A 23,372-nucleotide genomic window follows, 5' to 3' on the forward strand; every position below is an offset into this window, starting at 1 on the left:
CCGAAACGTGGATGTCGACGCGGCGCAGGCGGCCGCGTGCCGGCCCTTATCCGGCCAGCGCGTCGAGATTCAGCTCATACGATTTGCCGATCCACACCGCGCAATCGCGATGGTCGCGCAGTTCGTCGTTCGTATTCGGATGCAGGAAGATATCGAGCGCGCCGTGATTCAGCACGAGCCACGGCACGATGTCGTCGAAGCGCGCGGCGTCGAACGCGATCTGGTACGACCAGGCCGGGTGCGGGCCGACGAGGCGTTCGTGAAAGCGGCCGAGTTCGATGACCGCGCCGAACCGTTCGTCGACGACCTGGCGAAACGCCCAGGCCGCGTCGCGGCTGGCCGCATCGAAATAGACGTGCGCGTGCCAACTGTGGATGGCGGTGGTGTCGAGGGCAGCCATGGAAGGACTCGATAAAAAGGGGAATGCATGAGGTGCCGTGCGAAACGGCCGATGCATGATTATCGCGCGTCCTTGCTGTGCGCGTCGTGTCGCAATCCGGCAATCCGGACGCGATGACTTGTCCTGAATCACAGCAACCGTTCGATTCGATCGGGTCGGCGATTGAGGTATCCGCACGCGCGATATCACGCCGGAAGCCTTGCCGGCAGGTGCGCGAGCCGCGATTGCATCGGCAACACGTCATTTCGGAAATTGAAAAAGCGCTGCGTGCGCTGCTGCGGATCGTCTGAACAAATGCGATCAGGGCGTTGAATGAAATAAAGAAATTCCTGTTGGGCGGGATTCGCGCGTGACGGGGCTTGCGCACCGGATTTCGAAGCCGAAAATATCAATTGCAGATTCGGCTATTCATGCGGAATGCGGCGCGTCTTACGATGGTTTCAACGCATCGTCGAACACGATCGATGCGGGGACAACCACCTGGAGGCCACTATGCGATCCCTCGTTCCCGTTGCTGTACTTTCCTGCGCACTCGTTGCGCTGCCCGCTGTCAGTTTCGCTCAGTCTGCCGTGACCTACGGCGGATCGAATGTCTCACTATCGAGCTGGTCGGCGGCACGTGCCGAAACCGACGCGCAACTGATGCAGATGACGCGCGCAGGCTATCGCGCGACGTCGGCCGGCAACCAGAACTATCCGCTCGCGATGCAGCGTGCGCTCGAGCGTGTCCACAACCCGGTGCCGGACCGGTCGCGCGAAGAGCGGGCCGAGATGGAAGCGCGCGCGGCGCGCGACGTGCAGGGCGGCCATCCGGTCAAGGCGTTCTTCGTGAAGACCGCGTACTACCTGAAGGGCGAGAACACGTTCTGATGCAGGAGACGAGCATGGCTTGCACGATCCGATTTGCCGGCGTCGTGCGCGCGTCGGCGCCGCGCCGGCTGCCGGACGCGCGAGCGACGCAGCGGCGCGACGATAGGCACGGCGCGTGGCGTCGTGTGAAGCACCGGCGCCATGCGCGCCGTGACGCCGTTGCGTGCCGCATCGCATGGCCGGCCGTCGCGGCGAGCGACGCGACCTCAAGCGGGAGCCAATCATGAAGGGCACCCGGAAGCACCGTCGCCACGTGCCGCTGACCCGAGAGTGGCTGCTGCCGCTGCCGCCCGTGCAAGCACGCGACATCTCGCTGAAATGCCACATGGCGCTCGTCGCGCTGCGTGGCGGGCATGGCAACGAGGCGCTGCTGATGCGGTTGCGCACGAGCGTCTACCTGGTGTTCCTGGCGCTCGACGATGCGGTGAGCGCGGACGCGGACATCGACGTGTGTGTCGACGCGGAGCGTGCGCTCGATGCGGGCGTGGCGCGTGCCGCACAAAGCGGCGCATGGACGCTGCACGACGACGAATGCGCGGTACTCGAGCATGTGCTCGCGGCGAACGACACGTGCGTCACGACGCTCACGCGGCATCGGCTGGCCGAGCTGTGGGAGCACGTCTGCACGTTCGCGTCGAGCGGCCAGCCGGCACTCGTCGCGAGCGCGGCGGAGAGGATGCGCGTGCATGCGGCCGAATCGCTGGCCGCGTAGCGTCGCACCGGTTTCGCAGGGAGGATGGAGGAGACAGGGCCGGCCGCACCGGCGCAGCGACCCAGTCGCGTGGTTTCAGCGAATGCGTGGCTGTCGCGGCAATCGATACGGTGACGGCGGAACGCGACGCAAAATCGCGGCCCAAAACAAAAGCGCCACGGAGCGGACTCCGTGGCGCTTCTTTTTTTCCCGCCGGCGCGGAGGCATGGCCTCCGCGTGGCGAAACGCACTCAGGCTGCTGCTGCCGGCTTCGCCGCCTTCTGCAGTTTGCCCTTGCCGGCGCGCTGGATTTCTTCGAGCTTGATCTCGACGTGGCGCGAGAACACGTACTCGGCCGGGCGCTGCTTGTCGATCGGAATGTCCGGAGCGAACGGGCCGTCGGTCTTGATGCCCTTGCGGCTCACGGCGAACGCCTTCAGCGGGTGCGCCATCGTGTCCATCACGGCGGTCGCTTCGAAGCCGCAGTGGACCATGCAGTCCGCGCACTTCTCGTAGTTGCCGACGCCGTAGTTGTCCCAGTTCGTGTCTTCCATCAGTTCCTTGAAGGTCTTCACGTAACCTTCGCCGACCAGGTAGCACGGCTTTTGCCAGCCGAACACCGTACGCGCCGGGTTGCCCCACGGCGTGCACTTGTACGTCTGGTTGCCGGCCAGGAAGTCGAGGAACAGCGACGACTGGCTGAACGACCAGCGCTTGCCGCCTTCACCGCGCTTCAGGATTTCGCGGAACAGGTTCTTCGTCTTGTCGCGGTTCAGGAAGTGCTGCTGATCCGGCGCGCGCTCGTACGCGTAGCCCGGCGACACGGTGATGCCGTCGACGCCGATCGGCTTGAGCGTATCGAAGAACTTCGCGACGCGTTCCGGTACCGCATCGTTGAACAGCGTGCAGTTGATGTTCACGCGGAAGCCGCGGCGCTTCGCTTCCTTGATCGCCGCGACGGCCTTGTCGTACACGCCTTCCTGCGACACCGAGTGGTCGTGCGCCTGCTGGTCGCCGTCGAGGTGGACCGACCAGACGAAGTACGGGCTCGGCTGGTAGTCGTCCATCTTCTTTTCCATCAGCAGCGCGTTCGTGCAGAGGTAGACGAACTTCTTGCGCTTCATGATGCCGCGGACGATTTCCGGCATTTCCTTGTGCAGCAGCGGCTCGCCGCCCGCGATCGACACGATCGGTGCGCCGCACTCGTCGACCGCTTCCAGGCATTCCTGGACGGACAGACGCTGGTTCAGGATGGGGTCCGGGTAATCGATCTTGCCGCAGCCGTTGCACGCGAGGTTGCAGCGGAACAGCGGCTCGAGCATCAGCGCGAGCGGATAGCGTTTGTTGCCGGACAGGTGTTGGCGCGTGATGTACGCGCCGACGCGGACTTGCTGGAGCAGCGGAATAGACAAGAGATGTCCTCCTTAAACTTCGCGGGCGACAGCTTGCGTGAGCTTCGCCGGCAGCTTGAATTCGACTTTTTCCTCACGGCCCGCCATCGTCGTGACGTCGACGGGACCCAGTGCGCGCAACGCGCCGATTACATCTTCGACCATTTCCTCGGGCGCGGACGCCCCGGCGGTCAGGCCCACGGTCTTCGCATTCGCGAACCATTCGGCCTTTACTTCTGAACCGTCGGCGACGAGGTAGCTCGGCACACCACTTTCGGTGCCGATCTCGCGCAGGCGGTTCGAGTTCGAGCTGTTCGTCGCACCGACGACGAGCAGCACGTCAACCTGTTCGCTCAGCTCGCGCACGGCGGCCTGGCGATTTTGCGTCGCGTAGCAGATGTCGCGCGTGTCCGGGCCGACGAGGTCGGTGAACCGGCGCTGCAACGCTTCGATGATGCCGCGCGTATCGTCGACCGACAGCGTGGTCTGCGTAATGTACGCGACCGGCGTATCGACAGGCACCGTCAGCGTATCGACTTCTGCTTCGCTCTGCACGAGGATCACCTCGGCCGGAATCTGGCCGATCGTACCCTCGACTTCCGGGTGGCCCGCGTGGCCGATCAGGATCAGCCGGCGGCCCGCCGCGACATACTGGCGGCCCTGCACGTGCACTTTCGTGACAAGCGGGCAGGTGGCGTCGAGCACGTCGAGCCCGCGCGTTTCCGCGTCGCGCTCGACCGTTTGGGCGACACCGTGCGCGCTGAAGATCGCGACAGCGCCGTGGGGCACCTCGTCGAGTTCCTCAACGAATCGCGCCCCTTTATTACGCAGATTTTCGACGACATGCCGGTTATGCACGATCTCATGACGCACATAGACCGGCGCACCGTGCTGTTGCAGCGCGCGATCGACGATCTCGATCGCACGGACAACCCCCGCACAAAAGCCGCGGGGCTGGGCAAGGATGACTCGCATAGGTGAGCGAACTCCGACGACAGACGCCGGGGTTCGAGGAGCTGGCACTCGCTCGCTCGCCCCGGCTTGATGTTATGAAGGCAGGAACGAACCGGCCGGCCAGGCCCCGGAACCCCGAATTAATCGCGCATTTTAACCCTATCGGGAAGTCCTTGCTCTGGTGCTGTGTCTGGCGTGTTGCATTTGCGGGAGAGCCGCGTCGGCGCTGGCGCGCGCGGAACCCAGTAAACTAGGCGGTTTCGCGGGCAGCCGCTCCGGCTGCCCGGCGTCGCGCTCATTTCAAGGCCATTCGATGACCGTCGATTCTTACGCGTTTTGCCCGGCCGCCCGTGCGGTTTCGGGCGTTTTGTTCCTGACCCCTATTGATTTTGCCGATGCCGGCGCCCGACAGGAGGCGCGCCGATGATGCTGGTTCTCGCTTTCCTGGTGTCCGGCCTGTCGCTGATGATCTGGATCGTGCTGCTCGTCGCGCGTGGCGGCTTCTGGCGCGCGGTGCCCGCGCGGCCGCTGCCGCCCGAGGCGCGCGGCGCCGCGGCCGAGGCCGGCTGGCCGGCCGTCGTCGCGGTCGTGCCGGCGCGCAACGAGGCCGACGTGATCGCCCGGGCGGCGACTTCGCTGCTCGAGCAGGATTACCCGGGCGATTTTCATCTGATCATTGTCGATGACCACAGCGACGACGGCACCGCCGACGCGGCCCGCGCGGCCGCGCTCGCGATCAACCGCGCCGACCGGCTGACGGTGCTGGCCGCGAAGCCGCTGCCGGCCGGCTGGTCGGGCAAGGTGTGGGCGCAGTCGCAGGGGATCGCCGCGGTGCAGACGCTCGGCCTGCCGGCCGACTACCTGCTGCTGACGGATGCCGACATCGGCCATCCGCCCGACGCCGTCGCGCAGCTCGTCACGCGCGCCCAGGCCGAAAACCGCGATCTCGTGTCGCTGATGGTGCGGCTGCGCTGCGATTCGTTCTGGGAAAAGGCGCTGATCCCCGCGTTCGTGTTCTTCTTCGCGAAGCTCTATCCGTTCTCGTGGATCAACAACCCGCGCAACCGGACGGCCGGCGCCGCGGGCGGCTGCATGCTCGTCAAGCGCACGGCGCTCGAGGAAGCGGGCGGCATCGAGTCGATCCGCGGCGCGCTGATCGACGACTGCAGCCTCGCCGCGCAGATCAAGCATCGCGGCGAAGGCCGCCATCCGATCCGGCTCGACCTGGCCGACCGCAGCGTGTCGCTGCGCCCGTACGACAGCTGGCGCGACATCTGGAACATGATCGCGCGCACCGCGTTCACGCAGCTGCACTATTCGCCGCTGCTGCTGGCCGGCACGCTGCTCGGGATGACGATCATCTATCTCGTGCCGCCCGCCGCGGCGCTCGCGTACGGCGCGCGCGCCTGGCCGGCGTGGCTCGCGTGGGCGTCGATGTGCGCCGCGTATGCGCCGATGCTGCGCTACTACCGGCGCTCGCCGCTGTGGGCGCCGGCGCTGCCGCTCGTCGCGCTGTTCTATGTGGGGGCGACGTTCGCGTCTGCATGGCGCTACTGGCGCGGCAAGGGCGGCCAGTGGAAGGCGCGCGTGCAGGCGCCGGTGGATCGCTGAGTACTGTCCGGGAGGCGCGCCTCCCGGCAACCGGAAAGCAAACAGCCCGATCGGTGGAAACCGGTCGGGCTGTTTCGTTTTCGGCAGTGCCTTTTCGGCGGTGCGGCTTGCCGGTGCTTAGCGCTGGGTCAGCATCATGTACATCTGGACCACGACGTCCGGCGAGAACGTGAACGGTACCCAGCCGTAGCCCGTGTGGCGGGCCACCAGCAGGCGGTCGCCATTCGACTGTTTCTGCACGGCCATCATCGGATTCTTCGTCGTCACGAAGCGCCAGCCGGCCGGGATGCCGGGCGGCGGCTCCGGCTGCATCGACGCGCGTGCATGCGCGAGTTCCTCGATCAGCTGGCCCAGCTGCTCCGGATGCAGCGTGATCGATTCGCCGTTGATGGTCAGCGTGAGTTCGTTCTGCGTCGGACGCGACACGTGCAGCGTCGATTTGTCGGACGGGGCCGGGGTGATGGCTTCGGCCTCGACTTCGGCTTCGACTTCAACCGGCGTTTCGGCTTGCGCCGTCGCGACGACGGCCGCTTCGGCATCGGCCGTTGAATCCACCGTTTCGGCCGCAGCCGGCGCGGGCACGATCACGGTCGGTTCCGCCGCCGGCGCGTCGGCCGGTGCAGGTTCGACGACTTCGGCCGCCACCGCCGTGGCGGCAACCGCGTTGGTCGCGGCTTCCTTGACGACGGCCTCGACCAGCGCTTCGGCGTCGGCGATGGCCTGCGCGTGGTGCTGCGCAGCCGCTTCGGCTTGGGCGATCGCTTCGGTGTGGCGTTGCGTGACGGCCTCCGCCTGCGCGGCGGCGTCGGCGTGGCGTTGCGCGGCCGCCTCGGCCTGCGCGATCGCTTCGGTATGGCGTTGCGTGACGGCTTCTGCCTCGGCGGTCGCATCGGCATGACGCTGCGCGGCGGCCTGCGTTTCGGCGATCGCCTGCGTGTGCTGCTGCGCGAGCGCTTCGGCTTCCGCGATCGCAGCCGTGTGGCGCTGTGCGGCGGCTTCGGCGTCGGCGATCGTGGCTGCGTGACGCTGCGTGGCCGCTTCGGCTTCGGCGGTCGCTTCCGCGTGCCGCTTCGCAGCGGCCTCGGCTTCGACGGTCGCGGCCGTGTGGCGCTGCGCGGCCGCATCGGCTTCGGTGGCTGCTGCGTGATGGCGCTGCGCGGCGGCCTCGGCTTCGGCGATCGCGGCCGCGTGGCGCTGCGACGCCGCTTCGGCATCCGCGTGACGCTGCGCGAGCGCTTCGGTCAGCGCGGTGGCTTCCGCATGGCGCTGCGACGCGGCTTCGGCTTGCGCGGTGGCATCGGTATGACGCTGGGCGGCGGCTTCTGCGGCGGCGGTCGCGCTGGCGTGGCGCTGCTGCGCAGCCTCCGCATCGGCGGCAGCGGCCGTGTGGCGTTGTGCGGCGGCTTGCGCTTCGGTTTCCGCGGCGGCGTGACGCTCTGCTGCGGCCTGGGCTTCCGTTGCGGCGGCGCGCGCGAAGGCTTCCGCGCTGCGGGCCGCCTGCTGCGCGGCGTGGTGATCGTGGAGCAGCTGATCGACGCCCATGGTGAGCGAAGCGATCTGATCGTTCAGGTTCATGCGTGTCTTCTCTGCGTAAGACCCGCGATTTTAACCGCTGCGCCGGTAGCGGGCCGCGCGGGACGTGTAACAAAGTGCGCAAAGCGGCGTGAAGCACGCCGCTTTGTGTTACTTCAGGTAGCCCGCGGAGCCGAACCAGTCGAGCGCATCGCGCAGCCCTTCGCGGTACGGGCGCGCACGGTAGCCGAGCTCGCGCTCGGCCTTCGCGGACGTGAAATACATCTTGTTCTTCGACATCCGCAGCCCGTCCACGGTGACGAACGGCTCCTTCTTCGTGAACTTCGCGACCGCTTCCGCCCCGACCGCGAGCGGGTAGAGCGGCCAGCGCGGCAGCGCGATCGTCGGCGCCTTGCGGCCCGTCATCTGTGCGATGTCGGCGAGCATCTGCTGCAGCGGCAGGTTCTCGCCGCCGAGGATGTAGCGCTCGCCGATCCGGCCGCGCTCGAGCGCGAGGAAGTGGCCGTGCGCGACGTCGTCCACATGCACGAGGTTCAGCCCCGTGTCGACGAACGCGGGAATCTTGCCGAGCGCGGCTTCGACGATGATGCGGCCGGTGGGCGTCGGCTTCACGTCGCGCGGGCCGATCGGCGTCGACGGATTGACGATCACGGCCGGCAGCCCTTCGTCGGCGATCATCCGCTCGACCGCGCGTTCCGCGAGCACCTTGCTGCGCTTGTAGACACCGATCGCCTGCTCGGCCGTGAGCGGCCGGTTTTCGTCGGACGGATCGCCGGCGCTCGTCACCTTCAGCGTCGCGACGCTGCTCGTGTAGACGATCCGCTCGACGCCTTCCGCGCGTGCCGCGCGCATCGTCGCGACCGCGCCCTCGAGGTTCGCGCGCTCGATCTCGTCGGGATCGGGTGCCCACAGCCGGTAGTCGGCCGCCACGTGCAGCAGGTAGCGCACGCCGCGCAGCGCGGCGCGCATCGACGCCTCGTCGCGCATGTCGCCGGTGACGATCTCGGCGTCGAGGTCCGCCACGTTCGTGCGCGGGCTGGTCGGGCGCACGAGCACGCGCACCGCATAGCCTTTCTGCTGCGCAATGCGCGCGACGGCCGAGCCGACGAAGCCGGACGCGCCGGTGACGAGAACGAGATCGCGGGAGGTATCAGTCATGCGTTTCCTTCAGGGCCGCGCGCGAGCGGCGCGGCGGTTGAGCATCGGCGAGATTGTACGTGGTCGGCGCGCGCGGCGACGCAAGGCCGTGACCGCCGCGAACCGGCTCCGGCACGTGTGCGAAGCGGCCGACGCGACTACAATGCCGGGCTTGAATGCAACGGGAGGGCGACGCGATGAGCCGCAATGAACTGGACGAACGGATCGAGACCTACTACGTGCGGGTGCGCGGCGTCGTGCAGGGCGTCGGCTTCCGTCATGCGACGGTGCGCGAGGCGCATGCGCTGAAGCTGCGCGGCTGGGTCGCGAATCTCGAGGACGGCACCGTCGAGGCGATGATCCAGGGCTCCGGCGCGCAGATCGACCGGATGCTCGCGTGGCTGCGCCACGGGCCGCCGGCCGCGCGCGTGACCGAGGTGACGTTCGAGGAACGCCAGACCGAAAGGCGCTTCGAGCGCTTCCAGCAGCAGTAAGAGGCACGGAACGATCATGACGGGGTATCCGGAGGCCGGGCGCGGCCTCATGTTGTCGGTGACGGCGTCGATGCTGTTCGCGCTGATGTCCGCCTACGCGAAACTGCTCGCGCCGCTCACGGGGCTCGACATCTTCGCGTGGCGCGTGTTGTGGACCGCACCGGGCGCGCTCGCGCTGATCGCGCTGCGCGGCCGCTTGCCCGCGCTCGTCGACCTCCTTCGGCGCAGCGTGCGCGACTGGCGTCTGCTGATTGCGCTGCCGGTGAGCGCGGCGCTGCTCGGCGTGCAGTTGTGGCTGTTTCTTTGGGCGCCGTTGCACGGCCGCATGCTCGAAGTGTCGCTCGGCTATTTCCTGCTGCCGCTGACGATGGTGCTCGTCGGCCGCTTCTACTATCACGAACGGCTCGATCCGCTGCAATGGGCGGCGGTCGCGTGCGCCGCGCTCGGCGTTGCGCACGAAGTGTGGGCGACGCGCGCGTTCGCGTGGCCGACGCTCGTCGTCGCGCTCGGCTATCCGCCGTATTTCGTGCTGCGCCGGCGGATCAACGCCGATTCGCTCGCCGCGTTTGCGGTCGAGATCGCGCTGCTGTGCCCGATCGCGTTCGCGATGGTCGCGACGAGCACGACGCACGTCGCCGATCATCCGCTGCTGTGGGCCGTGCTGCTGCCGGGCCTCGGCGTGCTCAGCACGCTCGCGCTCGCGAGCTACCTGAAGGCGAGCCGGATGCTGCCGATGGCGCTGTTCGGGATTCTCGGCTACGTCGAACCGGTGCTGCTCGTCGCGGTGTCGCTGCTGCTGCTCGGCGAGACGCTGAGCGTCGCGAAGCTCGCGACGTACGGGCCGATCTGGGTTGCCGTCGCGCTGACCGCATGGCACAGCGCGATGCTGATGCGGCGCCTGCCCGCGCGCGGATAAACGTCGATCGCGATGCGGCGGCTGCGTGCAGCATGCCGCGTCGCGCATCGCAAAACGATGGCACCGCAGCGGTCGAACCCATCGATGCTGACCGCGAACTGGCGTCGCGCTGGCATGAGGCTGGCGACGCTGCCCGCTTTGTGCCACAAGGCTCGTGCCTGTAATCGAACAGAAGATTCGGTTGCACTTTGTTACTTAGGGTCTCCCCGGATCGGCCATTAGACTGGCCTCACCGACTTCCCTTCGTATGCAGCCTTTCAATGAACGGTCATCTCCGTGCCTGGCCGGCCGGGTTGGCGCGATGCGAGCATACGCGTATCGCCGCTGATTCCGCTCGCCTTCTCCTTCCCGATCCATTCGCCGGTGCGCGCTGCACCGCCGTCGTGCAGGTGTGCTCATGTCGTTGAGCCCGCCGCCTTCCGCCACCTTTCCACCGTCGCGCAGCGGCCGCCTGATCGAAGTCGATTTCTTCCGCGGCATCGTGCTGTTGATGATCGTCGTCGATCACATCGGCGCGAGCGTGCTGTCACGCGTCACGCTGCATGCGTTCGCGCTGTGCGATGCGGCCGAGGTCTTCGTCTTTCTCGGCGGCTTCGCGACCGCGAGCGCCTATGGCGCGATCGCCGAGCGACACGGCGCGCGCGCCGCGCAAAAGCGCTTCGTGCGCCGCGCGATGCAGATCTACCGCGCGTTTCTCGCGACCTCGACGCTGATGCTCGTCGTGTCGGCCGTGCTCGACCACTACGGGATCGATGCACCGAACCTCGCACTCGACGACGTCAGCGTGATGCTTGCCTCGCCGCTCACGGGCGCCGCCGAGTTGCTGACGTTCCAGCGCCAGCCCTATCTCGCGTCGGTGCTGCCCATGTACGTGCTGTTCGCGCTCGCGTCGCCGGTGCTCGTGCCGTTCGCGCGCCGGCATCCGTGGCTGCTCGTCGCGCTCGGCGTCGCGTCCTGGATCGCGGCGGGCTGGCTCGGCCCCGAGCTGCTGGATACCGATGGATTCCGCTGGAGTTTCAATCCGTTCGCGTGGCAACTGATGTTCGTCGCCGGCGTGCTCGCGCGCTGCCAGCCGTTCTACCGGCGCATCGCGCTCGGGCGCTGGGGGGCCGCCGCGACCGGGCTCGCGTGCGCGGTCGTGCTCGGCTGCGCGAGCTACAAGCTGTTCTCGGGGCTGCCGCTGCCGGAAGGCGTGTTCAAGCGCGATCTCGCGCTGCCGCGCGTCGTGAGCTTCGCGGCCATCGCGTGGCTGATGGCCGACTGCGTGCGCTTCGGCTGGATCGCGCGGATCGCGCAGGGCGTGCGGCCCGTCGTGGCCGTGGGCCAGCGTGGGCTGATCTGTTTCGTCGCAGGCGCGGCGATCTCGCTCGTCATCGATTCGCTCTTGCATCCGGTCGTGCGGAGCGCCGATCTGCGGCATGTCGGCGTGGGCCTCGTGGCTGACGCGTGCGCGCTCGGGCTGATGATGGCCGTGGCCGGTTCGGGAACGTGGATCGCGCGGTGGCGCAGCGCGGCTGCTTGAGCGGCGCGGGAGGCGGCGCGTGCGGCACCGAATGTGCCGCGCGGCGTCAGTGAGGTGAGCCGATACGGGAGCGGGGAACGGCGGTGGCGTCGTCGGATTCGGCGTCGTCGCGTTCGTCGGGCGCCGGATCGTCGCGTTCCGCGAGTACCGCGTCGGCTTCGGCTGCGGCGCGCGCGGCGCGTATCGCGGTGCAGCGCTGAGCGTGCCGGATGTCCGACAGTATCCTCAAGAGCCGCATTGTTCTGCTTTTCATTGTCCTCTCCCGCCAGTGCGCATCTCGCGAAGCGGATGCGCTTCCTGCAACCAGTGTAGGACGCGTTTGCGTGACTGGCGGGAGAATGTGGCGTGCAGGCCGCACGCCGAGGGATATTACTTACTGCGCGGCGGCGACGCCCTGCGTCTGCAGCGCTTCTTCGCGACGCTCTTCTGCACAACGCTGGTGCTGACGCGACAGGCGATTCATCAGCGGCAGCAGCAGCAGCGCGAGCACCATGCCGATCGCGGCGAGCCAGCCGAGCTTCTCGAACAGCGACAGGTACAGCGGCAGCGATTCGGTGGCCGGCAGGTCGTGCGACGGCATCTGCGCGAAGTTCGCGACGACGCTGCCCAGATACTGCGACACGCCCGTCGCGACGAAGTACGCACCCATCATGAAGCCGCTCATGCGCGCCGGCACGTAGCGGGCGATCATCGCGAGGCCGAGGCCGCTCACCAGCAGTTCGCCGAGCGAGTAGAGGCCGTAGCCCCATACCATGAACCACGACGACACGCGGCCGTCGATCGCGTAGCGGCCGCTGATCGTGAACACCAGGTAGCCTGCGGCCACTGCGCCGAAGCCGAGCGCGTATTTCGCGGCGACCGGCAGGTCACGGCCGCTTTTCGCGACGGCGTTGTAGACCCACACGAGCACCGGGCTCAGCAGCATGATCCAGATCGGGTTCAGCGCCTGGAACTGCGCGGCGCTCCACGTGAACAGCGTCGTGTCGAACAGCATGAAGCGCGGATCGACGTTGCGCAGCGCGAACAGCGTCAGCGACGTCGACATCTGCACGTAGAAGATGAAGAACAGGATCACCTGGCCGATCAGCACGAGCGCCGCGATCAGGCCGGCACGCTCCGAGCGCTCCGACTTCGCGATCATGTACGCGAAGATCGCGAGGATCGCGAACGCTGCCGTCCACACGCTGGCGACGGCGAGCTGCTTGTGCTGCAGCACGTACAGCGTGATCAGCGCGAGCCCGACGCCGCCCAGCGCGACCGCGCCGAGACGCTTCCAGCGGATCGGCTGGTCGTCCGGCAGCGAGCCGACGTGCGCGAGCGTGCGATGCATCAGCATGAAGTTGAGGATCGCGAGCAGCATGCCGCCGCAGCAGACCGCGAACGCGGTGTGCCAGCCCCAGTGATCCTTGATCCACGGCGTCGCGAGCATCGACACCGTCGAGCCGATGTTGACTGCCATGTAGTAGATCGTGAACGCGCTGTCGATGCGTGCGTCGTCGCCTTCATAGATGCGGCGCACGAGGTTCGCCGCGTTGGCCTTGAACAGGCCGTTACCGACGACGATCACGCCGAGCGACGTATACATGTACGTCAGGTGATCGTTCGGTACCGCGAGCATCAGGTAGCCGGCGCACAGCACGGACGCGCCGATGATCATCGTGCGGCGGGCGCCGAGCACCTTGTCGCCGATCCAGCCGCCGATCGACGGCGCGGCATAGACGAGTGCGGTGAACGCACCCCAGGTCAGGTTCGCATGGCTGTCGGTGAAACCGAGCCGGTCGACCATGAAGAGGACCAGGAGCGCGGCCATGCCGTAGTAGCCGAAGCGCTCCCACATTTCGATGAGGAAGACCGTCGTGAACGATCGGGTTTGTGAAACAGGTGGTTGCATCATCAATCTCGTTTGAAACGGACGGCACGGATCGCGCGTCGTCTAGGGGTCGAACTGGCGCCGGTGCACAATGGGCCGGGTAGGCTTCGTGCTGGCGATGGAACAGTCGGGCGGTTAGCCCGGGCCGGGGTCTGACTCCGCCTGGTGTGGCGGGGAGGGGCCCCGACCGGCGCGCGCATGGTAGCGGCTACCGGTCCGGTGCGTCACGTATCTGCCACCTAGGGAAACTCCTAATGTGGCAGTAGCTTTCAGGAACATTCGTCTCATCATCTAGTTGTAAGCTTTCGCACCGGCCATCCGAAGATTCCCGGAGAGCCGCTTGCAGCTTGCCTGTGAAGCCGGCGAGTCTGGCAAGATAGCGCGTCATTTCGCTCGTCTCGTGTCCCGTTTAGTGCACCGGGCTCAACACCGAAGACGTGTGCGAACCCGAAGACTAAGCTATATCGTTCTAACTTAGTTATTTTCCATCAAACATTTTTTGACGATCACTTTTCGGCCTGCTATGGTTCCCCCCACTGAAAACTCGCGGTCTGCAAACGCTACCGCCGCACTGGGCAGCAAGATTCGCGCGTTGCGCCAACGACTGAAGCGCACGCTCGACGACACCGCTACCGCCGCGGGGATTTCGAAGCCGTTTCTGTCTCAAGTCGAACGCGGACTCGCGTCGCCGTCGCTGACATCGTTGGCCGGTATCGCGCACGCGCTCGGTGTGACGGTGCAGTACTTTGTGGATACGCCGAGCGAGGAACGCTCGGTTTGCCGAGGCGAGCAACTGCGCTTCTTCGGGTTTGCCGATTCGGCGAACCTGTTCGCGCGGCTGACGAACGTATCCGAAGGGCGCCAGCTGGAGGCGATCCTCGTGAGGATGCCGCCGGGGCAGAAGCGGTCGGAGGTGACGACACATGCAGGAGAGGAGTTCCTGTATGTGATTGAAGGGGAAGTGTCGCTGACGCTGGAAGGCAAGACGTTCGTCCTGCAGGCCGGCGACAGCTCGCACTATCAGTCGACGGTCCCGCACAGCTGGGTCAACACCGCGAAGATCGAGTCGGTGGTGGTCTGGGTCGGTACACCGAGGCTGTTCTAACGCACAGGTATTCCTTCGTTTCGAAGACGGAATGCCTGTCGAAAGAAACGTAAGGAATACTAAAATGCAATACGAGAATCACGGGCCTCCTCAATCGCTGCACCCGTCAGCGTCTCACGCGTAATCCGCGGCATCCGCCGCGCGACGCTCACCGAACAACCCTTCTCAAGACTGCCACGATGAAATCCTTGCATGCCATGTCGGCCGTGCTGGCCGCGCTCGCCCTGACGCCTGTCGCCCACGCCGTTACCGTTCCGTCGAACGTCGCGCTCGCTCCTCAACAGGACCTGACGCGACAGGTGCCCGCCGAGGTCGAGTCGCTCGACCCGGCGCACATCGAGTCGTGGACCGGCAACACGATCGGCCTCGACCTGTTCGAAGGGCTGGCCCGCATCGATGCAGCCGGCCAGGTCGTGCCGGGTGTCGCGCTGTCGTGGGAACACAAGACGCCGACGACGTGGATCTTCAAGCTTCGCCGTGACGCGAAGTGGAGCAACGGCCAGCCGGTGACGGCCGCCGATTTCGTCTATTCGTGGCAGCGCCTCGTCGATCCGAAGACGGGCTCGAAATACACGATCCTCGTCGAGTTCGTGAAGAACTCGAAGGACATCATCGCGGGCAAGGCCGCACCGTCGACGCTCGGCGTGCGCGCCGTCGATCCGTACACGCTCGAGGTGACGACCGACGTGCCCGTCGCGTTCTTCCCCGAGCTGACCGCCATGGCGCCGCTCGTGCCGGTGAACAAGGACGTCGTCGCGAAGTTCGGCGACGCGTGGACGCGCCCGGGCAACATCGTCAGCAACGGTGCATACCAGCTCGTCGACTGGCAGCCGAACAACCGCATCGTCGTGACGAAGGACGCGAAGTACTGGAACGCGTCGAAGGTCGTGATCAACAAGGTCACGTTCCTGCCGATCGAAAGCGACGAAACCGCGATGCGCATGTACCAGGCCGGCCAGATCGACTACAGCTACTCGATCCCGTCGGGCATCTTCCAGCAGGTCAGCAAGCAGTTCGGCGGCGAACTGCGCCCGGGCCTGCAGCTCGCAACCTACTACTACTACCTGAACAACAGCGACCCGGCACTGAAGGACAAGCGCGTGCGCCAGGCGCTGTCGATGGTGATCGATCGCGACGTGCTGACGTCGAAGCTCACGCAGGCCGGCGAGAAGCCGATGTACGGCCTGATGCCGAACGGCACGAAGGGTGTGCAGCCGTTCACGCCGGAATGGGCGTCGTGGCCGATGGCCAAGCGCGTCGACGCCGCGAAGAACCTGCTGAAGCAGGCCGGCTACTCGGACGCGAAGCCGCTGTCGTTCACGCTGACGTACAACACCAACGACCTGCACAAGAAGGTCGCGCTGTTTACCGCATCGGAATGGCGCACGAAGCTCGGCATCAACACGAAGCTCGAGAACGTCGAGTTCAAGGTGCTGATGAAGGAGCGGCATGACGGCAAGGTGCAGATCGCGCGCGACGGCTGGTTCGCCGACTACAACGACGCGATGACCTTCTTCGACCTGATCCGCTGCGGCAGCTCGCAGAACACCGTCGGCTACTGCAACAAGCAGGTCGACACGTACGTCGAGGACGGCAACCAGAAGCTCGACGACAAGTCGCGCGCCGCACTGCTCACGCAGGCGCACGACACGGCGATGAACGACACGCCGATGGTGCCGCTGTTCCAGTACTCGGCGGACCGTCTCGTGAAGCCCTACGTGGGCGGCTACTCGCTGAAGAACGTGATCGACATGCGTGCTTCGCAGGACATGTACCTGATCAAGCACTGAGCGGAGCGATCATGCTGGCCTACGCACTGAGGCGCACGTTGTGGGCGGTGCCGACGATCCTCGCGGTCGTCACCGTCTGCTACCTGCTCCTGCATTTCACGCCCGGCGGCCCGTTCGATACGGAGAAGCAGCTGTCCGCGGCAACGCTCGCGAACCTGAATGCGAAGTATCACCTCGACGAGCCGCTGTGGAAGCAGTACCTGATGTACCTGAACGCGCTGCTGCACGGCGATCTCGGCCCGTCGTTCCGCTACGTCGACTGGTCCGTGAACGATCTCGTGAAGAAAGCGCTGCCCGTGAGCCTCGGCGTGGGCGGCGTGTCGATCCCGATCTCGATCGGGTGCGGCGTGCTGCTCGGCACCGTCGCGGCCGTGCGCCGCGACAGCTTCATCGACCGCTTCGTGATGCTGATCGGCAACTTCGGCAACGTCATCCCGCCGTTCGTGCTCGGCCCCGTGCTCGTCTGGATCTTCGCGATCCTGCTGAAGACGTCGTCGGGCAACGGCTGGCTGCCGGCGGGCGGCTGGGGCGACGGCGGCTGGCAGTACCGGCTGCTGCCGATCGTGCTGCTGACCTTCATCAACATGTCGCTGCTCGCACGCGTGATGCGCGGCTCGATGATCGAGACGCTGTCGAGCAACTACATCCGCACCGCGCGCGCGAAGGGCCTGCCGGGCTCGACGATCGTGCTGCGCCACGCGCTGAAGCCCGCGCTGATGCCGGTCGTGTCGCTGTTCGGCACGGTCTGCATCTCGTCGATCACGGCAGCCGTCGTCACCGAATCGGTGTTCGCGCTGCCGGGGCTCGGGCAGCTCGTCGTGAACGGTGCCATCAACCGCGACTACACGCTGGTGCTCGGCCTCGTCGTGCTGACGACCGTCTGCGCGGTGCTGTTCAACCTGCTGGTCGACCTCGCGTACGCGTGGCTCGATCCGCGCATCCGTTATTGATCGAGGCACAGCGATGACTCCGACTACTCCTGTCGTCGGCCTGCCCGTGCAGACCGACTCGCCGCCGCGTTCGCGCTCGCCGCTCTCGCTTGCGATGGCGCGCTTCCTTCACAACCGTGCGGCCGTGTTCAGCCTCGTGCTGCTCGTGCTGATCACGCTCACGTGTTTCGTCGGCCCGTGGCTGCTCGCGGCCGATCCCGCCGCGAGCGACTGGGGCTCGATCAGCCTGCCGCCGACCTGGGCGAACCAGCACTGGTTCGGCACCGACGAGCTCGGCCGCGACCTGCTGGTGCGTACGCTGATCGGCGGCCGCGTGTCGATCGAGGTCGGCCTGCTCGGCACGCTCGTGTCGGGCCTGTTCGGCGTCGCATGGGGCGCCACCGCGGGCTTCGCGGGCGGCCGCGTCGACTCCGTGATGATGCGCATCGTCGACATGATGTACGCGATCCCGTACCTGCTGATCGCGATCCTGATGATGACCCTGTTCGGCCGCTCGTTCATGCTGGTCGTGCTGACCATCAGCGCGTTCTCGTGGATCGACATGGCGCGTGTCGTGCGCGGCCAGACGCTGTCGCTGCGCAGCCGCGAGTTCGTCGATGCGGCACGCGCGATCGGCGTGTCGCCGGCGTCAATCGTGCTGCGCCACATCGTGCCGAACCTGCTCGGCGTGGTCGTCGTGTACGCGACGGTCTCGGTGCCGGGCATCGTGCTGACCGAATCGGTGCTGTCGTTCCTCGGCCTCGGCGTGCAGGAACCGATGACGAGCTGGGGCGTGCTGATCCAGGACGGCGCGCAGAAACTGGAATCGATGCCGTGGCTGCTGCTGGCCCCGGCCGTCATGCTGTGCGTGACGCTTTATTGCGTGAACTTCGTCGGCGATGGCCTGCGTGACGCGCTCGACCCGAAGGATCGCTGAAATGGCCGCACTGCTTGAAGTAGACAACCTCGGCGTGCGCTTCACGCGCAGGGACGCGCCGCCGGTCGACGCCGTGAGCGGCGTGTCGTTCTCGCTCGAAGCCGGCAAGACGCTCGGCATCGTCGGCGAATCGGGCTCGGGCAAGAGCCAGACCGTGATGGCGATGCTCGGCCTGCTGGCCGGCAACGGCTCGACGACCGGCGCTGCGCGCTATCGCGGCGACAACCTGCTGGAGATGGATTCGCGTGCGCTGAACAAGGTGCGCGGCGACCGGATCGCGATGATCTTCCAGGATCCGATGACGTCGCTCAATCCGTTCCTGACGATCGAGCGGCAGATGACCGAGACGCTGCAGCTGCATCGCAAGCTGTCGCGCAAGGAAGCCACGAAGCGCGCGATCGAGGCGCTCGAATCGGTGCGCATCCCCGACGCGGCACGCCGCATCCGGATGTATCCGCACGAGTTCTCGGGCGGCATGCGCCAGCGCGTGATGATCGCGATGGCGCTGCTGTCCGAGCCGGAAGTCCTGATCGCCGACGAGCCGACCACCGCGCTCGACGTGACCGTGCAGGCACAGATCATCGACCTGCTGCGCGAGCTGAACCGCGAGCGCGGCACCGCGATCGTGCTGATCACGCACGACATGGGCGTGGTCGCGGGCCTCGCGGACGACGTGATGGTCATGTATGCGGGCCGCACCGTCGAATACGCGCCGGCCGAATCGATCTTCGCGGCGCCGTCGCATCCGTACACGATCGGCTTGCTCAATGCGCTGCCGCGCCTGACCGACGCGGACGATGCGCCGCTCGTCGCGATTCCCGGCAACCCGCCGATGCCCGGCACCGCGCCGGCCGGCTGCGCGTTCGCGAAGCGCTGCACGTATGCGGAAGAACGCTGCGGCGCGGCGCGCCCCGCGCTCGAAACCTATGGCGCCGTGGGCGCGGTGCGCGCGTGCCACCGTCCCGTGGCCGATCTGACGGGAGGTCTGCGATGAGCGTCAATGAACGCCGCGATGCCGGCGCGACGGACGACACGCTGCTGTCCGTCGATGGTCTGAAAGTGCATTTCCGTGTGCCGCTCGGCGGCTATCCGTGGTCGCCGAAGGGGACGCTGCGTGCCGTCGACGGCGTATCGTTCGACGTGAAGCGTGGCGAGACGGTCGGGCTCGTCGGCGAATCGGGCTGCGGGAAGTCGACGCTCGCGCGTGCGCTGATCGGCCTCGTGCCGATGACGGCCGGCACGGTGAAATGGCGTGGCGAAACCGTGGCGCCCGATCACCTGCGCGGCACCACGATGCGGCGCGAAGTGCAGATGATCTTCCAGGATCCGCTCGCGTCGCTCGATCCGCGCATGACGATCGAACAGGTCGTCGCGGAGCCGCTCGTCACGCACCAGTCCGGCCTCGGCCGCACCGAGGTGCGCCGCCGCGTCGTCACGATGCTCGAACGCGTCGGCCTGAACGCGCATCACCTGCTGCGTTATCCGCACGAGTTTTCCGGCGGGCAGTGCCAGCGCGTCGGCATCGCACGCGCACTGATCGGCGAGCCGAAGCTCGTGATCTGCGACGAACCCGTATCGGCGCTCGACGTGTCGATCCAGGCGCAGATCGTGAACCTGCTGCGCGACCTTCAACGCGAACTGTCGTTGTCCTATCTGTTCGTTGCGCACGATCTGGCGGTGGTGAAGGCCATCAGCCAGCGTGTGCTCGTGATGTATCTCGGCCGCGTGATGGAGTTCGGCACGCGGCATGACGTGTACGGCGTGCCTCAACACCCGTACACGAAGGCGCTGCTCGATGCGGCGCCGACGCCGGAGCCGGCGCGCGAGCGTGCTCGCCGTCCGATGCTGCTGGCGGGCGAGATGCCCTCGCCGCTCAACCCGCCGTCCGGCTGCGCGTTCCGCACGCGCTGCCCGGTTGCGATCGAAGCGTGCGCGCAGGACGTGCCGCTGCCGGAAGTTCGGCAGGGGTCGGCCGCGCGTGTCGCGTGCATCCGCGCGGGTGTGGCGTGAGCTGAAGTGACGCAGCAAACATAACCAAGGCAGGTCAACAGGGGTAGGTGCGGCGCGAACGATCTTCGCGCCGCGGGTACAGGCGCGTCCTTAACCGGGCGCGCCGGGGGGCCGGGCGCGGATCGCAACCGGCGTGGACGATATCAACACAAGACGAGAATTACGATGAAAAAACAGAAGACGATCGGGACGGCATCGAAAATGCTGCTTGCATGGGGGCTGCCGGCACTCGCCGGTGTCTCGCTGACGGGCGTCGCGCACGCCGACGACGCGGCCCCCGCCCCGCTGACGGTCGCTCAGGCCGCACCGGGCACGACCGTTGCGCAGGCAACGACCCCGAACGCCATTGTCAACGCCGAAGCTACCCAGGCCGTCACGCCGCCCGACGAGCCGTCGGCTCAGTCGCAGTCGAAGGGCTTCATTGCCGACAGCCACCTCAACTTCCTGTTCCGCAATTACGCGGACGTGCTCGACGCCAAGGGCGGGCCGCATCGTCACGCGTGGGTCCAGGGCGCGATGGCGAACTTCGAGTCGGGCTATACGACGGGCCTGATCGGTATCGGTTTCGACGCATCGCTGTATGCGGCGCTGAAGCTCGACGGCGGCCAGGGCGCCGGCAGCATGGTGCACATCGCCAAGGGCGGCGGTGGCGGCAACCAGCTCGCCTGGGCCTATCCCGGCATCTACGACGTGAAGGTGCGCATCTCGAACACGGTGGTCAAGTACGGTCTGCAGGCCGTCGACAACCCGTTCATGGAGCAGCACGACAACCGTGCGCTGCCGCCGACGTTCCTCGGTACGACGATCGTCAGCAATGAATTCAAGAACGTGATGCTCGAAGGCGGTAGCTTCACGAAGACCGATGCACGTGGTCACACAACGCTCACCAACCTGACGACGCAGTACGGCGGTACGCGCATCAATCGCCTGTCGTATGTCGGCGGTACGTGGGACTACTCACCGAATGGCGAAGTCGCGCTGTACGCGAACCAGGCCGACGACGTGTGGCACCAGTACTACGCGTCGTTGAAGCACAGCATCGGCAGCCCGCAGACGATCAAGTGGACGGGCTTCGGCAACGTCTACTCGACGCACGATACGGGCGATGCGCTGCAAGGCAAGATCAACAACAACGCATACAGCCTGTCGCTGGCCGCGCAGCACGGCCCGCACGAGCTGCTGCTCGGCTTCCAGCAGGTGCTCGGCGACCAGTTCTTCGACTACCTGAACGAAACGAACGGCATCTTCCTGACCAACTCGATGGACGTCGACTACAACGCGCCGCACGAAAAGTCGCTGCAGCTGCGTTACACGTTCTACGGCAAGGAAGCGGGCCTGCCGGGCTTCAAGGCGATGGTCTGGGGCGTGACGGGCTGGGGTGCGGACGGCAGCGCGGGTGCGGCGAACGACCCGAGCAAGTCGAGCATCTACTGGAGCAACGGTGCGCCGGTGCAGGGCCGTCACCACGAGTTCGGCTTCATCCCGTCGTACACGTTCCAGAGCGGCAAGCTGAAGGACACGAAGGTCACGTTCATCGCGATGTGGCACGCCGGTTCGGCACACTACTCGGACGCGACCAACACCGAGTACCGTCTGGTCGTGAACCTGCCGCTGCACGCGTTCTGATCGAAGGGGGCGCAGGCGCCCCCGCCTCGCACGGCCGGCCTTCGATCGAAACGATCAGGCCGGCTTGTGCAGCCCCGCGACCGGATCGTTCGCAGCGGGCATGTCTTCCACGAGCGACGTGAGCTGGCGGCCCGTATCGCGCCATGCGTCGAGGCCGCCGCGCAGCGCGAGCGCATCGGTGAAGCCTGCGTCGAGCAGGCGCTTCGCCATCAACGCGGCCGTGAACTCGTTCGGGCACGAGCAGTACACGACGAACTTCTGCGAGAACGGATAGCGCGCGACGATGTCGCCGATCTGGCGTTCGTCCGCGAACTGCGCACCGGGAATCGTGAACGGGTCGAGCTTGCGGTGCTCGGGCGAGCGTACGTCGAGGACCACCGGCGCGGACGTGTCGCGCAGCATCGCGTCGAGCTCGTCGACGCCGACCCGCGCGCTCGCGAGCTGGCGGATCAGCGCGCGGCGGCGCATCCAGCGGATCGCCGCGTACACCGCGAGCACCGCGACGGCCACCAGCAGCGCCACGCGGCCGAGCTGGCCGGCACCGGCGAACAGCCAGTCGATCTGGCGATAGAACATCACCCCGATCACCAGCCCGACGATCGTCCACAGCGCGGCGCCGAGCGCATCGTAGCCGACGAACGTGCGATAGCGCGTGCCGAACGCGCCGGCCATCGGCACCGACACGAGCGACAGCCCCGGAATGAAGCGCGCGACCGCGAGCACGCGCACGCCGTAGCGGCCGAAGAAGCGTTCGGTTTTCTTCACGCAGCTGTCACGCGACAGCGACAGCCGGCAGATCGTCTTCAGCGTCGTGCCGCCGAAGCGCCGGCCGGCGAGATACCAGACCGTATCGCCGATCAGTGCGCCGAGCACCGACAGCGCGACCACCGTGACCAGTTGCGAGCCGATCATCGCCGGATGCATCGCGGACATCGCGCCGAACAGCACGAGCGTCGGCATCGCGGGCACCGGCAGTCCGATGGCCGCCGCGAGCACGTTGGCGAAGACGAGAAGCGGCCCGTATTGGGCGACGAGGTCACGAAGGAGCATGACGGCTGGCCGAAAAAGAAACGCGTGCGGAAGGCACGCAGATGGGCCGATTATCGGCCTTTTTCAAGTCAGCGGAGGGAATAACGCAAAGCGCCTGACGGCGGCAGGGAGATGTCGGTGAGCCGGCGCGTTGCGCGCGGCTCACCGCTCGAAATCAGGAGGAGGTGCGGGCCAGCGACGCGGCGCCGTGGTTTTCGCCGGGCAGCTCGGCGCCATGCGAGCGGATCGCCGCGATCAGTTCGGCCGGCGTGATCTCGTAGCGGACTTCGCGGTGGATGCCGGGCTTGCGTTCGTCGATCTCGATCAGCAGCACGCTCTTGCCGTCGCCGGTTGCTTCGAGCCGGAGCGAGCGCAATTCGCGGCCGTCGGCCGGGTCGTGTTCGGTGAGCAGGGTCATTGCCCCGGATGAGCCGGTAGTGCGCATCGAACCTATCCTCGTATCGTGGATGCCGTAGTGGCGAAGATGTCTTTGTTGAATACAGCTTGACGCAGTTTAACGCGAACGGGCCGCAATTCGGAGCATTTTCGTGGGGCGA

General features: G+C 66.7%; 22 protein-coding genes. 13 read left to right on the plus strand and 9 right to left on the minus strand.

The window, feature by feature from the left end; genetic code table 11:
- Window positions 1-46: 46 nt before the first annotated feature.
- Window positions 47-400, minus strand: a complete 354-nt coding sequence (locus BCEP18194_RS23280; protein ID WP_041493145.1) for a DOPA 4,5-dioxygenase family protein — start codon at window positions 398-400, stop codon at window positions 47-49.
- Window positions 401-892: 492 nt separating this feature from the next.
- On the opposite strand from BCEP18194_RS23280, the gene BCEP18194_RS23285 reads away from it, so the two are divergent.
- Complete coding sequence (locus BCEP18194_RS23285; RefSeq protein WP_011353718.1) at window positions 893-1,270, plus strand: hypothetical protein; 378 nt, start codon at window positions 893-895, stop codon at window positions 1,268-1,270.
- A 223-nt stretch (window positions 1,271-1,493) separates the two neighbouring features.
- On the plus strand, window positions 1,494-1,982 hold the full coding sequence (locus BCEP18194_RS23290; protein ID WP_011353719.1) for a hypothetical protein: 489 nt from the start codon (window positions 1,494-1,496) through the stop codon (window positions 1,980-1,982).
- A gap of 230 nt (window positions 1,983-2,212) precedes the next feature.
- On the opposite strand, the gene hpnH is transcribed toward BCEP18194_RS23290, so the two are convergent.
- Together hpnH and ispH are read right to left on the minus strand one after the other, a co-directional pair.
- The gene (gene hpnH, locus BCEP18194_RS23295) at window positions 2,213-3,373 is read right to left on the minus strand and encodes an adenosyl-hopene transferase HpnH (RefSeq protein ID WP_011353720.1); all 1,161 of its coding nucleotides are present in this window, start codon (window positions 3,371-3,373) and stop codon (window positions 2,213-2,215) included.
- Window positions 3,374-3,385: 12 nt separating this feature from the next.
- Window positions 3,386-4,327 carry a 4-hydroxy-3-methylbut-2-enyl diphosphate reductase gene (gene ispH / locus BCEP18194_RS23300; protein ID WP_011353721.1) on the minus strand — a complete coding sequence of 314 codons (942 nt, stop codon included), beginning with the start codon at window positions 4,325-4,327 and terminating at the stop codon, window positions 3,386-3,388.
- A gap of 402 nt (window positions 4,328-4,729) precedes the next feature.
- On the opposite strand from ispH, the gene BCEP18194_RS23305 reads away from it, so the two are divergent.
- Window positions 4,730-5,917 carry a glycosyltransferase gene (locus BCEP18194_RS23305; RefSeq protein ID WP_011353722.1) on the plus strand — a complete coding sequence of 396 codons (1,188 nt, stop codon included), beginning with the start codon at window positions 4,730-4,732 and terminating at the stop codon, window positions 5,915-5,917.
- A 117-nt stretch (window positions 5,918-6,034) separates the two neighbouring features.
- Here the strand turns inward: BCEP18194_RS23305 and BCEP18194_RS23310 are convergent, their stop codons facing one another.
- Both BCEP18194_RS23310 and hpnA read right to left on the minus strand, forming a co-directional pair.
- Window positions 6,035-7,492: a hypothetical protein gene (locus BCEP18194_RS23310; RefSeq protein WP_011353723.1), complete on the minus strand. Its 1,458-nt coding sequence runs from the start codon at window positions 7,490-7,492 to the stop codon at window positions 6,035-6,037.
- 108 nt (window positions 7,493-7,600) lie between these two features.
- A complete protein-coding gene (hpnA, locus tag BCEP18194_RS23315) occupies window positions 7,601-8,608 on the minus strand; it encodes a hopanoid-associated sugar epimerase (RefSeq protein WP_011353724.1) in 1,008 nt (335 codons plus the stop codon).
- 176 nt (window positions 8,609-8,784) lie between these two features.
- On the opposite strand from hpnA, the gene BCEP18194_RS23320 reads away from it, so the two are divergent.
- The 3 genes from BCEP18194_RS23320 to BCEP18194_RS23330 all read left to right on the plus strand — a co-directional run bounded on the left by BCEP18194_RS23320 (window position 8,785) and on the right by BCEP18194_RS23330 (window position 11,519).
- Window positions 8,785-9,081, plus strand: a complete 297-nt coding sequence (locus BCEP18194_RS23320; RefSeq protein ID WP_041493146.1) for an acylphosphatase — start codon at window positions 8,785-8,787, stop codon at window positions 9,079-9,081.
- A gap of 16 nt (window positions 9,082-9,097) precedes the next feature.
- Complete coding sequence (gene rarD, locus BCEP18194_RS23325) at window positions 9,098-9,997, plus strand: EamA family transporter RarD (protein WP_011353726.1); 900 nt, start codon at window positions 9,098-9,100, stop codon at window positions 9,995-9,997.
- 397 nt (window positions 9,998-10,394) lie between these two features.
- Window positions 10,395-11,519: an OpgC domain-containing protein gene (locus BCEP18194_RS23330; protein WP_011353727.1), complete on the plus strand. Its 1,125-nt coding sequence runs from the start codon at window positions 10,395-10,397 to the stop codon at window positions 11,517-11,519.
- 46 nt (window positions 11,520-11,565) lie between these two features.
- Here BCEP18194_RS23330 and BCEP18194_RS42120 read toward each other — a convergent pair whose 3' ends face one another.
- Window positions 11,566-11,772 carry a hypothetical protein gene (locus BCEP18194_RS42120; protein ID WP_041493147.1) on the minus strand — a complete coding sequence of 69 codons (207 nt, stop codon included), beginning with the start codon at window positions 11,770-11,772 and terminating at the stop codon, window positions 11,566-11,568.
- A 120-nt stretch (window positions 11,773-11,892) separates the two neighbouring features.
- Window positions 11,893-13,413 carry a peptide MFS transporter gene (locus tag BCEP18194_RS23340; protein WP_011353728.1) on the minus strand — a complete coding sequence of 507 codons (1,521 nt, stop codon included), beginning with the start codon at window positions 13,411-13,413 and terminating at the stop codon, window positions 11,893-11,895.
- 499 nt (window positions 13,414-13,912) lie between these two features.
- Here BCEP18194_RS23340 and BCEP18194_RS23345 point away from each other — a divergent pair, with 499 nt between their 5' ends.
- From BCEP18194_RS23345 to BCEP18194_RS23375, 7 genes are all read left to right on the plus strand, one after another.
- Window positions 13,913-14,494: a cupin domain-containing protein gene (locus BCEP18194_RS23345; protein ID WP_011353729.1), complete on the plus strand. Its 582-nt coding sequence runs from the start codon at window positions 13,913-13,915 to the stop codon at window positions 14,492-14,494.
- A gap of 179 nt (window positions 14,495-14,673) precedes the next feature.
- Window positions 14,674-16,284 (plus strand): peptide ABC transporter substrate-binding protein, encoded by a 1,611-nt coding sequence (locus BCEP18194_RS23350; RefSeq protein ID WP_011353730.1) that lies wholly within the window; start codon window positions 14,674-14,676, stop codon window positions 16,282-16,284.
- 11 nt (window positions 16,285-16,295) lie between these two features.
- Complete coding sequence (locus BCEP18194_RS23355) at window positions 16,296-17,234, plus strand: ABC transporter permease subunit (protein ID WP_011353731.1); 939 nt, start codon at window positions 16,296-16,298, stop codon at window positions 17,232-17,234.
- A 13-nt stretch (window positions 17,235-17,247) separates the two neighbouring features.
- Complete coding sequence (locus BCEP18194_RS23360; RefSeq protein ID WP_011353732.1) at window positions 17,248-18,150, plus strand: ABC transporter permease; 903 nt, start codon at window positions 17,248-17,250, stop codon at window positions 18,148-18,150.
- Window position 18,151: 1 nt separating this feature from the next.
- Entirely contained in the window at window positions 18,152-19,144 is a 993-nt protein-coding gene (locus tag BCEP18194_RS23365) for an ABC transporter ATP-binding protein (RefSeq protein WP_011353733.1), read from the plus strand.
- Window positions 19,141-20,160: an ABC transporter ATP-binding protein gene (locus BCEP18194_RS23370; protein ID WP_011353734.1), complete on the plus strand. Its 1,020-nt coding sequence runs from the start codon at window positions 19,141-19,143 to the stop codon at window positions 20,158-20,160. The genes BCEP18194_RS23365 and BCEP18194_RS23370 overlap by 4 nt, the downstream gene beginning before the upstream one ends.
- Before the next feature lie 165 nt (window positions 20,161-20,325).
- A complete protein-coding gene (locus BCEP18194_RS23375; RefSeq protein ID WP_041493148.1) occupies window positions 20,326-21,786 on the plus strand; it encodes an OprD family porin in 1,461 nt (486 codons plus the stop codon).
- A 54-nt stretch (window positions 21,787-21,840) separates the two neighbouring features.
- Here the strand turns inward: BCEP18194_RS23375 and BCEP18194_RS23380 are convergent, their stop codons facing one another.
- Both BCEP18194_RS23380 and BCEP18194_RS23385 read right to left on the minus strand, forming a co-directional pair.
- On the minus strand, window positions 21,841-22,836 hold the full coding sequence (locus tag BCEP18194_RS23380; protein WP_011353736.1) for a DedA family protein/thiosulfate sulfurtransferase GlpE: 996 nt from the start codon (window positions 22,834-22,836) through the stop codon (window positions 21,841-21,843).
- A 154-nt stretch (window positions 22,837-22,990) separates the two neighbouring features.
- Entirely contained in the window at window positions 22,991-23,260 is a 270-nt protein-coding gene (locus BCEP18194_RS23385; RefSeq protein ID WP_011353737.1) for a hypothetical protein, read from the minus strand.
- Window positions 23,261-23,372: the final 112 nt, after the last annotated feature.

The organism is Burkholderia lata (assembly GCF_000012945.1).
GTDB lineage: Bacteria > Pseudomonadota > Gammaproteobacteria > Burkholderiales > Burkholderiaceae > Burkholderia > Burkholderia lata.